At 71.3% G+C, this 12,208-nt stretch carries 15 protein-coding genes; 9 read left to right on the forward strand and 6 right to left on the reverse strand.

The features are described from left to right. The 5 genes from CCN44_RS25875 to CCN44_RS44540 form a co-directional block, all read right to left on the reverse strand. On the reverse strand, positions 1-1,201 hold a 1,201-nt coding region (locus tag CCN44_RS25875), incomplete at its 3' end, for a DUF2637 domain-containing protein (protein ID WP_244203964.1). 50 nt (positions 1,202-1,251) lie between these two features. Beyond that, positions 1,252-1,524: a hypothetical protein gene (locus CCN44_RS25880; protein WP_086699978.1), complete on the reverse strand. Its 273-nt coding sequence runs from the start codon at positions 1,522-1,524 to the stop codon at positions 1,252-1,254. 159 nt (positions 1,525-1,683) lie between these two features. After that, positions 1,684-1,917 carry a hypothetical protein gene (locus CCN44_RS25885; protein ID WP_086699981.1) on the reverse strand — a complete coding sequence of 78 codons (234 nt, stop codon included), beginning with the start codon at positions 1,915-1,917 and terminating at the stop codon, positions 1,684-1,686. Continuing rightward, positions 1,914-2,096 (reverse strand): hypothetical protein, encoded by a 183-nt coding sequence (locus tag CCN44_RS25890; protein WP_086699984.1) that lies wholly within the window; start codon positions 2,094-2,096, stop codon positions 1,914-1,916. The genes CCN44_RS25885 and CCN44_RS25890 overlap by 4 nt, the downstream gene beginning before the upstream one ends. Beyond that, positions 2,087-2,242, reverse strand: a complete 156-nt coding sequence (locus CCN44_RS44540) for a hypothetical protein (RefSeq protein WP_158103148.1) — start codon at positions 2,240-2,242, stop codon at positions 2,087-2,089. The genes CCN44_RS25890 and CCN44_RS44540 overlap by 10 nt, the downstream gene beginning before the upstream one ends. A gap of 179 nt (positions 2,243-2,421) precedes the next feature. On the opposite strand from CCN44_RS44540, the gene CCN44_RS25895 reads away from it, so the two are divergent. The 4 genes from CCN44_RS25895 to CCN44_RS25910 all read left to right on the forward strand — a co-directional run bounded on the left by CCN44_RS25895 (position 2,422) and on the right by CCN44_RS25910 (position 6,539). Then, positions 2,422-2,691: a hypothetical protein gene (locus tag CCN44_RS25895; RefSeq protein ID WP_086699986.1), complete on the forward strand. Its 270-nt coding sequence runs from the start codon at positions 2,422-2,424 to the stop codon at positions 2,689-2,691. A gap of 40 nt (positions 2,692-2,731) precedes the next feature. Next, positions 2,732-4,261, forward strand: a complete 1,530-nt coding sequence (locus CCN44_RS25900; RefSeq protein WP_086699989.1) for a helix-turn-helix domain-containing protein — start codon at positions 2,732-2,734, stop codon at positions 4,259-4,261. 498 nt (positions 4,262-4,759) lie between these two features. Next, positions 4,760-6,193 carry a hypothetical protein gene (locus tag CCN44_RS25905; RefSeq protein ID WP_143649970.1) on the forward strand — a complete coding sequence of 478 codons (1,434 nt, stop codon included), beginning with the start codon at positions 4,760-4,762 and terminating at the stop codon, positions 6,191-6,193. Positions 6,194-6,353: 160 nt separating this feature from the next. Next, positions 6,354-6,539 (forward strand): hypothetical protein, encoded by a 186-nt coding sequence (locus CCN44_RS25910; RefSeq protein ID WP_086699996.1) that lies wholly within the window; start codon positions 6,354-6,356, stop codon positions 6,537-6,539. 9 nt (positions 6,540-6,548) lie between these two features. On the opposite strand, the gene CCN44_RS25915 is transcribed toward CCN44_RS25910, so the two are convergent. After that, positions 6,549-6,956 (reverse strand): hypothetical protein, encoded by a 408-nt coding sequence (locus CCN44_RS25915; protein ID WP_086700000.1) that lies wholly within the window; start codon positions 6,954-6,956, stop codon positions 6,549-6,551. A 325-nt stretch (positions 6,957-7,281) separates the two neighbouring features. On the opposite strand from CCN44_RS25915, the gene CCN44_RS25920 reads away from it, so the two are divergent. The 5 genes from CCN44_RS25920 to CCN44_RS25945 all read left to right on the forward strand — a co-directional run bounded on the left by CCN44_RS25920 (position 7,282) and on the right by CCN44_RS25945 (position 11,173). Next, the gene (locus tag CCN44_RS25920; protein ID WP_086700003.1) at positions 7,282-8,505 is read left to right on the forward strand and encodes a helix-turn-helix domain-containing protein; all 1,224 of its coding nucleotides are present in this window, start codon (positions 7,282-7,284) and stop codon (positions 8,503-8,505) included. Positions 8,506-8,611: 106 nt separating this feature from the next. Then, positions 8,612-9,049, forward strand: coding sequence for an ATP-binding protein (locus CCN44_RS25925; protein ID WP_086700006.1), 438 nt, complete (start codon positions 8,612-8,614; stop codon positions 9,047-9,049). Then, positions 9,046-9,240, forward strand: coding sequence for a hypothetical protein (locus CCN44_RS25930; protein WP_086700009.1), 195 nt, complete (start codon positions 9,046-9,048; stop codon positions 9,238-9,240). Before CCN44_RS25925 ends, CCN44_RS25930 begins: the two co-directional genes overlap by 4 nt. Before the next feature lie 782 nt (positions 9,241-10,022). Continuing rightward, positions 10,023-10,913: a ParA family protein gene (locus CCN44_RS25940; RefSeq protein WP_086700015.1), complete on the forward strand. Its 891-nt coding sequence runs from the start codon at positions 10,023-10,025 to the stop codon at positions 10,911-10,913. Then, the gene (locus CCN44_RS25945) at positions 10,913-11,173 is read left to right on the forward strand and encodes a hypothetical protein (protein WP_086700018.1); all 261 of its coding nucleotides are present in this window, start codon (positions 10,913-10,915) and stop codon (positions 11,171-11,173) included. The genes CCN44_RS25940 and CCN44_RS25945 overlap by 1 nt, the downstream gene beginning before the upstream one ends. Positions 11,174-12,208 lie beyond the last annotated feature (1,035 nt).

The raw sequence follows: 12,208 nt of genomic DNA on the forward strand, positions 1-12,208 counted from the left end.
CGGCGGCGCGGCGCTCGGCCTCGGTGGCCGCGCGCTCGGCGGCCCGCGCGGCGGCGTCCGCCTCGATGCCGGCGGTGCTGGCCAGGGCGCGGGCGCGGTGCTCGGCCGCCTCCCGCTCGCCAGCCACCGTGGCCTTCAGCGCGTCGACCTTGCCCTGTTCCTTGATCTCTTCCGCCTGCGCGGCGAGCCGGGCCATGGTCTCGGCGTGGGCCAGTTCGCGGGCGGCGGCCTCGGCCTGGTGCCGCAGCTCCTGCTCGGCGCGCTCCCGGGCGTTGCGCCGCTCCTGCTCCTCACGGCGCATCTGGTCGGGCAGCGCCAAGGCCTCGGAGACGGTGACGCCGTACGGGGCCAGCAGATCGGGCAGGCGGTCCAGCACGGTCACGGTGCCGTTCTCGTCAAAGGTCTCGTCGGTGCCGCCCTGCTGCCGGTGCTGCTCCCGGGCCTCCTCGATCTCCTGCCGGTATTTCAGCCACACCCGGTAGATCGCGCGTTCGCGCTCCAGCCGCCGGACGGTGTCGTAGTCGTAGCCCCACAGCTTCGACCTGCGCCACACCTTCCACGTGCCGCGCGGGTCCAGCAGCCACGCGTGCACTGCGAGAACGCCCTTGCCGGACTCCAGCCGCACAATGCGGGTGATCGCGTGGCGTGCAGCCTCGGTCAGTAGGACGTACGCAACGGGCATCACCGCGTGGGACAGAAGCCGGCCGGGGTCCGTCTGCACGGCCTCCCACACACCGGGGCTGCCTGGGGCGCTGTCGGCGGCGGCCGTCACATTCAGCACGACCGTGACGGCGGTGACGGCATGCGCGGCCAGCAGCAGCGACGGCTTGGGGATCTTGCGCCAGACCAGCACCAGATCGATGGAGTAGAGGGCGATGATCAGCCCGTCGATGCCGATCGGTACGGCGTAGCTGCCCCTCGGCCCGAACCCCCAGCCGCGCGCCGCGTCCACGAGGGTGTTGTAGGACAGGCCGAACCCGACGGCGGCGACGGCCAGTCCGGCGATGACCGCGACGACCGCGACCGCCCACATGACCATGACGAGCCGACGGCGCGGCGCGGGCGCCGGCTTGGCCGAGGCCTCGGTACCGGGCTCCGCGGCGGGGTCGGAGGGGGCCGTCCCGGCGGCCGGCGCCTCGGGGTCCGCGGGCCTCGGCACATTCGGGTGCCCCGAGGAGTCCTCGGTGCGCGGTTCGATCATGGTGGTCACGTGCTGTCCTCCGTCGTGCTGAGGGATGGTCCGGGCGAGGGTCACAGGTTCTCGGGGTCGGTGGTGTAGAGGTGCCAGTAGGGCTCCGGCACCTCGCCGTCGCGCATGACGACGGCCTCCGCCCGGTACTCGGCCGCGTGCTCGCGGGCGATTTCGGCGGCCCGCGCCGCGCAGGCCCGGGTGTACTCGCTGCGCGAGGGGTCGGCGGCGACGCGTTCACCGTCGCGGGCGGCTTCCTCGCTGCGGATCGCCAGTCGCTCACACTCCTCGGCCCAGCGGAGCAGTTCTGCGCGGGTGATCAACTCGGGCTTCAACTGCTGTCCTCTCCTAGTGGGTCCTGCCGGTGGTGCCCCCGTACCGGAGTCGATCCGGCGGCCTCACGCCGTGTTCCGGGGGCTGTCACGGTGGCTCCGCCCGCCCATACTCCGGCGCGGGTGCACTTCCGTGGCGAGGGGGTTCAGTGGGGCGGTTGATCAGGCGGTGGGGTCGAAGTCGGGGTACTCCTGGCGAACGAGCGCGAAGACCTCGTGCGGCGGGCAGTCCAGCAGGCCGGCGGCCTTCATCGCCTCGTGCGCCTCGCACGCCGCGTTCAACAAGGTCTCGTCCGCACCGGGGTTGAGCGGGTCGGCCATCGCGGCGGCCGTGGCCTTGTGGAGCCGGTAGTAGGCGCGGACGGCTTCGCGGGTGGTGTCGTCCAAGGCGGTCATCGGCGGAACCCCCGAGACATCCTCGGGATGCCGCCCTGCGCGCTGACCCCGGTGAGGCCTCGCTGCACGTCGGCGTTGGCCGCGTCCAGCGTCCTCTCGGTCTTCGTCTTGGGCTGAGAGGTGGGGGCCTGGAGCGAGTTCAGGTACTCCCCCACGGTGACGGTCTTCTTCAGCGCCACGACACACCCCCGATCGCGGGGGCCGGGATGGTGGGGGCGGTGTCGGGCTCGGGCTCGTAGCCGGGACGGGTGTCGTCGTCGAGCACCAGGTGCTCGACGAGATCGCGGGTGGGCGCGCTGATGGGCGCACCAACGATACGATCCATGAAGGATCGCCCTCCTATGCACGTAGGCAGGGTCGGTCTACAGGCCCCTGAGCAGGCGAATCGCCAAAAACTCCTGCTTGGGGGCCGCCCCCGTTTCCGGGGACGGGATCACCATGACACGAAAACCATCTGCGATGCAACACTGACACTGGCAATGCTTTTCTGGTTATGCTTTGCCCGTGACCGAGATTCCCGAAGAACGACAGGCCGCAGCGCTGCGCGCCGTTGCTGAGGCCGGCCGGCGCCGGGCCGAACTACTCGAACAGGCCGAGAAGGTCCTGACCGAGGAGATCCGCCCGCGCGCCGTCGAAGCAGCCCGGCTCGGCGCCGGCCGCAACCGCATCCGCGAACTCGCGCGCGTCGGCCCCCAGGTTCTCTACCGCTGGTTGGAAGCCGAGGGACTGCCCGTCCGCGACAAACGCCCCAAGGGCAGCAAGAACGACTCCTGACCCTTGTGCGACCAGCCCGTGAAACATGGGAGTTACCCATATGCCCAGCACAAAGCGGCCTTTCGCGGCGATCGACGCCCTCCTTGCGTCCGCGCCCGACCCGGCCCCGCTGCCGCCCGCCGAGCGGCGGCGTCAGCTGAGGGACGAGGTCGGACTGTCGCGCGCCGAGGTGGCCCGCGCCCTCGGGGTGAGCCCGTCGACGCTCGGCGGGTGGGAAGCCGGCCGCGACCCGAGCGGCGAGACGCGCGAGCAGTACGCGTACTTCCTGCGGCAGGCCGAGGAAAAGATCCGCGCCCGCGCGGCCGTCGCCGCGGAGCCGCCGGCCGAGGCCGGGCCCCCCGCGCCACCTGCACAGGAAGCGGACGGCAACGAGGACCAGGCCGAGCTTGCAGAGCCGCAGCCGTGCGTGCTGTGCGGGCAGCCCGCCCGGCACGAGGTAGCCGGATACCCGCAGCACCTCGACCCCGCTGAGTGCTCCGCGGCCGTCACCACCGTCACCACCGCGCCCGCCTCCGCACCGACGCCCACGACCGCAGCGGCCGAGGAACCCCCGGCGCTCCGGCGCCGGCCCGCCCGGCGCGGATCCGGTGGCGGTGTGCGGGTCGCTCCGGTCGGGCGGCGGGTGCGCCCCGCCGACACGCCCGACCGGATCGCACAGGCCGTCGCCGCGGTGCTGGCCGAGCACTCCGGCGACGTCGAAGCGGCGACGGCCGCGCTGGTGAAGCGGGCGATCCCGGACGCGATGGTGCTGCTGGACCACAGCCGCAAGGGCGGCCGGTACGACATCGTCGCGCACCCGTGGCTGCCGGACATCCTGCGCAAGAAGAGCGCGCGCGGCGCGGACGAGATCTGGGAGGCCCGCCCCAAGTGGACCCGACCCGAGCTGCCAGCGGGCGAGCACGAGGTGACCGCGCTGGACATCAACGGCGCCTATCTGTCCGCGCTCAAGACGTGGTTGCCGCTGGGGCAGTTGGAGCACTCCACCGGCAACCAGCACGACCGCCGCCGCTCCGGCTTCCACCTGATCACCCCGCCGGAGTGGGAACACGGCGCGGTGCTGCCCAACCCGATCGGTGCCCGCGACGAACCGGGCCCGGTCTGGGTCGGTGAGCCGACCTTGCGCCAACTGTTGCGCATCTCGGCCCCGAAGTACGGCCTGTGCGACCCGCCCGTCATCCACGAGTCGTGGACGTCCGGCGCCACGGAGACCCTGCTGGAGAAGTTCCGGATCACGCTCAAGGACGCCCGGGACAAAGCGATCGCCGAAGGCGACGACGTCACGCTGGAGTACGTGAAGGCGATGTACAGCAAGTTCGTCTCCACCCTCGGAGAGTCGAACTACAACCGCGAGATCTACCGCCAGGACTGGATGCACCTCATCCGCTCACAGGCCTTCGCCAACCTCTGGATGAAGGCGTTCAAGGCCTACGACGAGGGCCTGACCGTGGTCCGCGCGATGGGCACCGACGAACTGCACGTCATCGGCGACTGGCGCGCCGTCTTCACCGAGGGCCGCGGCGTCACCGAAGTCAAGGTCAAGGACACCTACAGCGTGTCGGCCGGAACGTGATCACCTCAGGTGAACGGTCCTACGCCGAACGGCGCGTAGTCTCACCTGCACCAAAAGTTAATGGCCCACCGTGGCTCCACTTGGGACGGCAATCCCGGAGTGGCGGCGGGCCGACCAGACAAGGTCTCCGGCGAGTGTACCCATGTGGGGCACTCGTCACGCGGCGCTTGCCGCAAGGAGGCCGGGAAGGACCAGCCGGATGACCGGCAAGCACGACCCGTCAGCCGCAGCCCAGCGCAGCGCAGCCCCCCACAGCAGCGTCAACGAAACGGCGCCGATCAGGCAGGCGCAGGCCCCCGCGAGCGGGGTTTCCGTCCCCCGGCACCTGGGGGCGGGGGTGACCCGGTGAGCCTCGAAGCGATGGTGTGGGTTCTCAGCGGTGATGCTCCCGTGGCCGACGTGAACGAGTACGCCGTGCTGAGCACGATGGCGGACAAGGCGGACTCGGACGGGTGCGGCACCTGGCTGTCCAAGGAGACGATCGCCGCGCGTGCCCACGTGAGCGAGGAGACCGTCAAGCGCTGCTGGCGGAACATGACCAAGCGCGGCTTGATCGCCAAGGGGGACCAGAACCTTGTGCGCCACTACCGGGCGGACCGCCGGCCGGTCGTCTGGGACCTGCTGATCCCCTACGCCTGGTTCAGCAACATCGACCGGATCAACGCCGAGCGGGAACGCCTCGGCCGGCCCCCGCTCACTCCCGCCGATCGGCCGCCGATCGCCCCGCCCCCCGCGAAGAAGCAGCGGGCCGACAAGGGCAAGCCGCGGGCGAAGAAGACGCCCCCTTCTGACCAGGGCACAGACCCACGGGGGAACTCAGAGACCCCCCGTGACGAGACCTCGCCGGACGCCCACGGGGGAACTACAAGTCGTCGGCGGGGGAACTACAAGTCGTCGGCGGGGGAACTACAAGATCCCCAATGCAGTAAGAGCAACCAGTCAGTAGACACGGGAAATGAGCGGGGTTCCGTCCGTCCATCCGTGTCGGTAGAGGACGCACCCGCGCGCGAAACGGACGGACGGACGGACGCGAGCGGTTCCAAGGAAGGACAGGCGGACGGGCGGCCCACGGCCGGGGGCAGGAACCCGGCGGCTGACGCCGCGCCGGGAAACGGCAGCAGCGGGGAAGCGGCGCCGGGCACGGCAGACCAGAAATCTGACCCGGGGGCAGTGGCCGGGCCGGAGACCACGCCGGGCATGGAGGTGCTGACCCGGGTCGGGCGGGCGCGCCCCGAGCTGGCGGTCGCGGGCAAGGTGCTGTCCGATCAGGCGCGGGAACTGGACATGCGGATCGCGGACTCCGAGGCGGCTGGTGAGCCGTGGCGGTTGAGCGACCTGGTGACGATCCTGAGCGCGCCGTTGGACGGGCCGATCCGCCGCAGCGCGGGGGCGGTAATCGCGGCCCGGATCCGGAACCTGCCGCGCACGCCCCGTACGGCGATGCTGCCAGCGCAGGTGAACGGTGAGGAACAGGACCGCGCGGCCGTCGCATGCCGCGACCGTCTGCCGTCCTCGACGCTAGCCGCCGAGCGGGACGTTGCCGAGGCGATCACCCGGCGCGTGCGCGGCGAGTGCCCCGAGTGCGGTGGGGACTCGCCGGGCGGGGAAGTGTGCGGGCGGTGCCAGGGCTGGCCGGAGTGCGACGAGGGCTGCGGGCGCGTGGTGCGCGGCGGCGGCACGTGCGAGACCTGCCAGTACATCGCGCACCACGCGGCAATCGCCGCCGAGGCGCGCGAGGACGGCACCTGCCCCGGCCACGGCGGCGAAGAATGCGGACGGCCCGTGATGACGCTCGGGTTGTGCGCGCGGTGCCGGATCAAGGCCGAGGACGCCAAGCGCGCCGCCGACGCCGAGTGGGAAGCCGCCGTGGCCCGTGCGGTCGCCGCAGTTGAGGAAGGGGAGAAGGCCGAGCGGGATCCCGCGCCGCTCTAGCCCCATTGTGGGCACTGGATGCACCTGTGGGCGCCGATCACCCGCCGCTGCGGCAAATCCCCCGTCCGGCTGGGAGTTCGGCGCTCACGGGGCCGTACAGCCGTTTTTGATCGCTAGGGTTGAGCGGCACGACGAAGAGCACCAACGAAGGGGTGGGGCGATGAGCACCAGGCGGCGGCCGGTGGCCCACGACGAGGAGTGCGAGGCCGGGCTGTTCGAGGGCGGGGTGTGCGTCTGCGCGGCCGGCGACGTCGGTGACCGGTACGACGCGTACGACCGCCCGGTGTACGGCGAGGAGCCGTCGTCGTACGACGGCCGACTGTCCGGCCCGTCCCTGGACTGGTAGCCGGCCGGCCTACCGCGCCGACCGGTTCTCGGCGGGCGCGCCGGGTGCGGCGGTGCGGTAGCGGCGGGAGGCGGTGTCCGCGGATACCCCGAGCGCGGCGCCGATCAGCGCCCAGTCGCACCCGGCGGCGCGGTCGGCGGCAACGGCCGCCGCCACCAGGCGGTGCGCCTCGTCCAGCACCCTCAGCGCCGCCGTGGTGTAGCGGCCGGCCGGCTGCCAGGGTTCCCGCGTCCGCAGTGCACCGTGCCAGGCCGACTGCTGCCAGTCGGGCCGCTCGGCCTCGGTGTCCAGCTCGGCCGCCAGGCGCCGCGCGGCGCTGGCCACCGCATACGCCGCCGACCGCACCTCGTACCGCCGCTCGGCGACGCCATCGAGGCGCACCTCACGGCGCTCGGCGTTCCGGTCGATCCGGGTCATGAGCCGACGATGCCGGGCACGGCAGCGCTCGGAGCAGAACCGCCTCGGCCGCCCTCCCCGCCCACTGGCCGACGCCAGCACCCGCGCGCATCCGGGCCCCTCGCAGATCTTCATCCCGACCACTCCCAACCGGCCGACTGTCCGCAGATCTGCGGACCACAGCAGCCGGGAACCCCTGCTGTTTCCGGTCGCCTCCACCAGCAAACACCCCGGATGGCCGACCGGAAACGGCCCGCCTCCCACGGGGGAGTGCGGGCCGAAGTGTGTCCCCGCGCGCTGGGGCGCGGGTACCGTCCTGAGTGCGACGTCAGGAACGGAGTCCACCATGGCGCACGACGCTGGAAACGGACCGAGCACGTTCGGTCAGCGGGTCCGCACGGCACGGGAACGCAAAGGGCAGTCGCGGCCGGTGCTGGCCGGCCTCGTCGGCCGCAGCGCGGAATGGGTCAAGGCCATCGAGAACGACCGGTTGGGGATGCCCCGCCTGCCCCTGCTGCTGCGCCTGGCCGAAGCGCTCGGCGTGGACGACCTCGCGGCCCTCACCGGTGACGAGCGGCTGACCGCCGCCACCTACACCAAGGCGGCGCACCCGTCGCTGCTGCGGGTGAAAGAGGCGCTGACCGACTACGACGTGCTGGCGCGGGATCAGGAACCGGTGCCGGCCGCCGTGCTCGCGGACCGGGTGGCGCAGGCCTGGCAGGCCTGGCACGGCTTCGGTGACCACCGCTCGCGGGTGGCGAACGTGCTGCCCGTGCTGCTGGCCGATCTGAAGTACGCCGCCCGCGCGCACGAGGGCACCGAGCGGCGCCGGGTCCTGGTCAGCCTCGCGCAGGCCTACCACCTGGCCCAGCTCTACCTGTCGTTCCAGCCCGCACCCGAGCTGGTCATGCTGACCGGCGACCGGTCGATGACGGCCGCGCAGGACGCCGACAGCCCGCGCGCCATCGCAGGCGCCGCCTGGTACCTCAACCACGTCTTCCGCGACGCCGGCGAACGCCACGAGGCCCGCGTCGAGTTGGCCATGAAGTCCACCCAGCTCCTCGACCCCGAGCGCGGCCCGGAGGACATCGCCCTGTCCGGGCTGCTGCACCTGGCCGCCGCCCTGTCCTACGCGAAGATCGGGCAGAAGGGCAGCGCCGAACACCACTGGGACAAGGCCGACCAAGCCGCCAAGCGGCTCGGCGACGGCTACGCCCACCCCTGGCTGATCTTCGGCAGGGGCATGGTCGACGCCTACGCGATCACCATGAAGACCGACCTCGTCCGCGCCGGAGAGGCGGTCGACGCCGCCACCCACATCGACCTGGGCACCATGCAGTCCGCCACCCGCCGCAGCTTCCACATCATCGAGACCGCGCGCGCCTACAGCCTGCAAGGCGAAACCGTCTCCGTCGTCCACCTGCTGAAGAAGGCCTACGAGGCCAGCCCGGAGACCGCGCGGTTCAACCTGTTCACCCGCAGCACGGTCATGGACCTGGCCGAGAACGGCAGCCCGCTCATCCGGGACGACGCCCGCGGCCTCGCGCGTCAACTCGGCGTCGCCGCGTAGGGGTACAACCTGTACCCCTCGGGCAGGGGGTACCGGCTGTACCCTTCGCCGCCCCCCGCCGCTCCTACGGTCGGTGACCGACCCACTACCGACCCGAGGTCTGGCGATGACCGTTATGACCGCAGTGCGACCCCACAGCTCAGGGCACCCCGGCTACAACCTCACCAAGCCGCGCGAGGCGCAGACGGCGGAAGACGCGCGCCGTCTGGCCCGGGTGGCGCTGGCCGCCTGGGGGCTGGAGGCCGAGGCAGAGACGGCAGCGCTGGTGCTGTCGGAGCTGGTGGCCAACGCGGTGCGGCATGCGTGGGGTCCCTCGGTCCGGGTCCTGGTGGAGCGCCCCGCGCCCGACCGGATCCGCCTCGCCGTGGTCGACCGCGCGCCGCGCCGGCTGCCCGAGCTGCGCACGCCCGGCCCGGACGACACCTCCGGCCGCGGGCTGCTGCTGGTGGAGGAGTTCGCCGACCGGTGGGGTTACGACCTGTTGGGGTCCGGCACCAGCCCGTGGGGCAAACGGACATGGGCCGAGCTGAAGGTGAGCTGGTGAACGCGACCGAACAACTGCCCGGCGTCGGCGACGAGGTGACCGAGGACGGCACCCGGGCGATCGTCACGGACATCCGCCAGGGCGTCGTCTGGCTGCGCGCTCCCGGCCGCGACGAGTGGCCGGCCGCCGACCCGCGCCGGCTGAAGGTGACGCGCACTCGTCGGGAGCGCATCGCGGCCGGCGACGCCTGAAACCCCGCCCCCGGCCACCCGCCGTGGTGACATAAGACCCCGTCGGCCCGCGCCCCCCGTCGCGGGCCGACGGTTCCCAACCGGTGCCCCCGGACCGACACCATCGAGCGGTCCGGGGGCACCGTTGTGCGCCTGTGCCGGGACTTGGCCGCCGCGCGCCGACCGGACGAGGCCGGCGGACCCTTGTCCGTCAGGGGGCTGGTCGGCGCCCCGCTGCGCCGTAGGATCTCCGCCCATGACCGCTGAGCGCCGTTCTCTCGGCACCGGACCCGTGCCGTTCGATCCCGCACGCCGCGTACGCGCCGCTGAAGCGGACCTGAGCGGCCTCCCAGCCGTCCGCCTCCCCGATCTCCCGGAGCTGCGCGCCCGTGGCGTCCTGGGCGCCCCACAGCCGCTCCACGAGGGTGGACGGCGCACTCTCGGACCCGGACCGGCGGCGCGCACAGCCGCCGAGGGGCCGGAGCCTGCCTGAGCAGGTCCCTGTCGCCCGTGGTGCTGTCGTGAGCTGTGACCTGGGTAGAGACCCGCCTGCCCCTTGGGTGGTGAGCCGGACGCGACAGCGCGACAACAACAAGCTGGCCCGTGCCAGCGGCGTCCGGCGCGGGCCAGCCACGGAGCCTACCGGGCCGGGCGGATCCGCCCGAAGCGCTCAGAGGCCAAGGAACCAAGGTGTCAAGGTTTCTGTACTCCAAGGAGGCAAGGTTCCCGGGAAGCGTGGTTCCTGAGTTCCGGTGTGCCAAGGTCTGTGAGGAAACAGCCCTCCCCCTGAGACAGGAGACGCGATGAGCAGCCCTCCCGACCCGTCGCCGTACTTCGCGGCGCTCGCCCAGCTCCGCCGCGACAAGACCGACGTGCCCCCGCACATCGCCGTGGCCAACCACAAGGGCGGCATCGGCAAGTCGTTCCTGACACAGGCCATCGCGGTCGCAGCGGCCGAGACCGGGCACTACGTCCTGGTCATCGACATGGACGCTCAAGGCAACGTCACCCGCCGACTCCGCGCCCAGCTCCCAGCCGCGCCCGAGCAGCGCGCCGCCGCCAGCCTCGCGGCCGTCCTGCCCAACCCCGGCCGCGGCGACGCCGCCCGCATCCTCACGCCCTGCGGGTACGGCGGCATCTACACCGAGCGCATCATGGTCGCCCCCGCAGACCTCGACCTCGAACTCCTCGCGCTCACCGCCGGCCAGCCCGCCGCCGAACGCCGACTGCTGCGCGCCCTCACGGGCGTGGTCGCGCCCTTCGATCTGGTGCTCATTGACTGCCCGCCCTCTCTGCTCAGCCACCAAATCGACCTTGCATGGACCGCGAGCGACTACGTGCTGATGCCGTGTGAGGCAGAGTTCGACGCGGTGCAATCCGCCCGCCGAATCCGGGAACGCATCGAGCGCGACAGCCACAAACTCAACGAGGATCTGCGAATTGCTGGGATCATCGTCAACCGGTACCGCAATCTCGCCGTACACAAAAACCGCGCCGAAGAAATGGAAAAGATCTCGGGACCGGGCGGAGTCTGTCCCGTCCGTATTCCCGAACTGACGTCACTTAAAGACATGTCGGAGAACGCGCGACCGATCGCCGAGAACGGATCTCAGGGCCGCGACATGGCCGCTCTCTTCCGCGACGTCTACACCTGGACCCGCACCCGAATCAGCGAACTGGAGAAGGCTGCCTGATGCCGAAGTACGACCCCGTCCCCGAGACGCCCCAGCTTCCCGCCGCGCCCCCCTCGGCGCCGAAGCCGGCGCCCAAGGACAAGCCGATGACCACGGACGTGCCCGAGGACGTCCAGAAGGCGCTCAGGCTCGCTGCCGTGTTCCACGGGACCACCATTAAGGCCGCCGTAACCGAGGCACTGCGCGACTGGATCGCCGCCCACCCGATCCAACTCCCCACCACCCCAGCACCCAGGGAAGCCAGCAACCAAGAAACCTGACAATCAAGGAACCTGACAACCAAGGAGCCTTGAAGCAATGGAAGACAGGTTCCAAGGTTCCAAGGTTCCAAGGTTCGCAGGTCAAAGCCATGGTCAGAGACCGTGGTGAGCGTGGCCGGGTCCATGGTCGGGCCGTCGTGCGCCGGGAACAGCCCGCTCACCACCACGCTCACCATGAGCCGACCACGCCCGGACAGGCCCGGGGCACGCCTGTCGCCCTGGAGAAGAAGGAAGGGGAGCGGCAGGGCGGCCGGGACTCCCGGCGGGGGGTCGGGGCGCCGGCGCTCCCCTTCCGCGCGTTGGCGACCGCCGCCGCGCGCGGCCCCGAGACCGCTTCCCGCGGCTCCGAGACGGCCGCATGCAGGCCCGAGACGCCCCGCAGCGCCCCCGAGGCAACGCCCAGCAGCCCGTTACCGGCGCCTCGGTTACCGCCGCCTCGGTCGCCCCCGCAGAGAACGTGACCGAGACAATCCAACACATCGATGAGACGACAAAACTACTCCCCGAGAACGCCCCTTATCCGGCCAGCAAACCAACCCCCAAGGAACCTTGTAAACTCGACACCTTGGAACAAAGGGCAGGCTATGGCGATGTATAAGCGAGGGAATTCCCGAGCCTCCAGAGGGAACCACGGACGGAAATCCCTGGAGCTTTGATGGCGGGTCAGACTGAAGAAAGCCGTAGGGGTGCGGTATGCGAATCCATGCTTTCCGCCTCGTGTTCTGTCGAGGCTTTCTGTGGCGGTGATTCCCGGTTTTTTCGAGAGTGAAGCTCGGCGCCCTCGGCGTTTGCTCGGGCAGGATGCGAGCGGGAGAGGTGGTGTGTTCTGAGCCCAGATTTTATCCGGGCTCACAGTATGACGCACGCGGTTCGTCTCCGGTTCGGGATGGTTGGCTGGATTGCTTCCGTGCCGGGTGCCGGTCGTGCTAGTCTTCTGATTGTTCCGCCCCGGCCAAGGAACCTTGTCCCCTGGGTTCCAAGGTTCCTTGCTTCCCGGGTTCCTGACCTCCCGTCACCGCCGCGTGGGCGCGGCCG

The sequence above is a fragment of the Streptomyces tricolor genome (assembly GCF_002155905.1).
GTDB lineage: Bacteria > Actinomycetota > Actinomycetes > Streptomycetales > Streptomycetaceae > Streptomyces > Streptomyces tricolor.

Bases quoted from the DNA above. Each gene is read 5' to 3' on its own strand.
- CCN44_RS25885 (WP_086699981.1), bottom strand. From the start codon at position 1,917: ATGACCGCCTTGGACGACACCACCCGCGAAGCCGTCCGCGCCTACTAC.
- CCN44_RS44540 (WP_158103148.1), bottom strand. From the start codon at position 2,242: ATGGATCGTATCGTTGGTGCGCCCATCAGCGCGCCCACCCGCGATCTC.
- CCN44_RS25900 (WP_086699989.1), top strand. From the start codon at position 2,732: ATGCCCAGCACAAAGCGGCCTTTCGCGGCGATCGACGCCCTCCTTGCG.
- CCN44_RS25910 (WP_086699996.1), top strand. From the start codon at position 6,354: ATGAGCACCAGGCGGCGGCCGGTGGCCCACGACGAGGAGTGCGAGGCC.
- CCN44_RS25915 (WP_086700000.1), bottom strand. From the start codon at position 6,956: ATGACCCGGATCGACCGGAACGCCGAGCGCCGTGAGGTGCGCCTCGAT.
- CCN44_RS25920 (WP_086700003.1), top strand. From the start codon at position 7,282: ATGGCGCACGACGCTGGAAACGGACCGAGCACGTTCGGTCAGCGGGTC.
- CCN44_RS25925 (WP_086700006.1), top strand. From the start codon at position 8,612: ATGACCGTTATGACCGCAGTGCGACCCCACAGCTCAGGGCACCCCGGC.
- CCN44_RS25940 (WP_086700015.1), top strand. From the start codon at position 10,023: ATGAGCAGCCCTCCCGACCCGTCGCCGTACTTCGCGGCGCTCGCCCAG.
- CCN44_RS25945 (WP_086700018.1), top strand. From the start codon at position 10,913: ATGCCGAAGTACGACCCCGTCCCCGAGACGCCCCAGCTTCCCGCCGCG.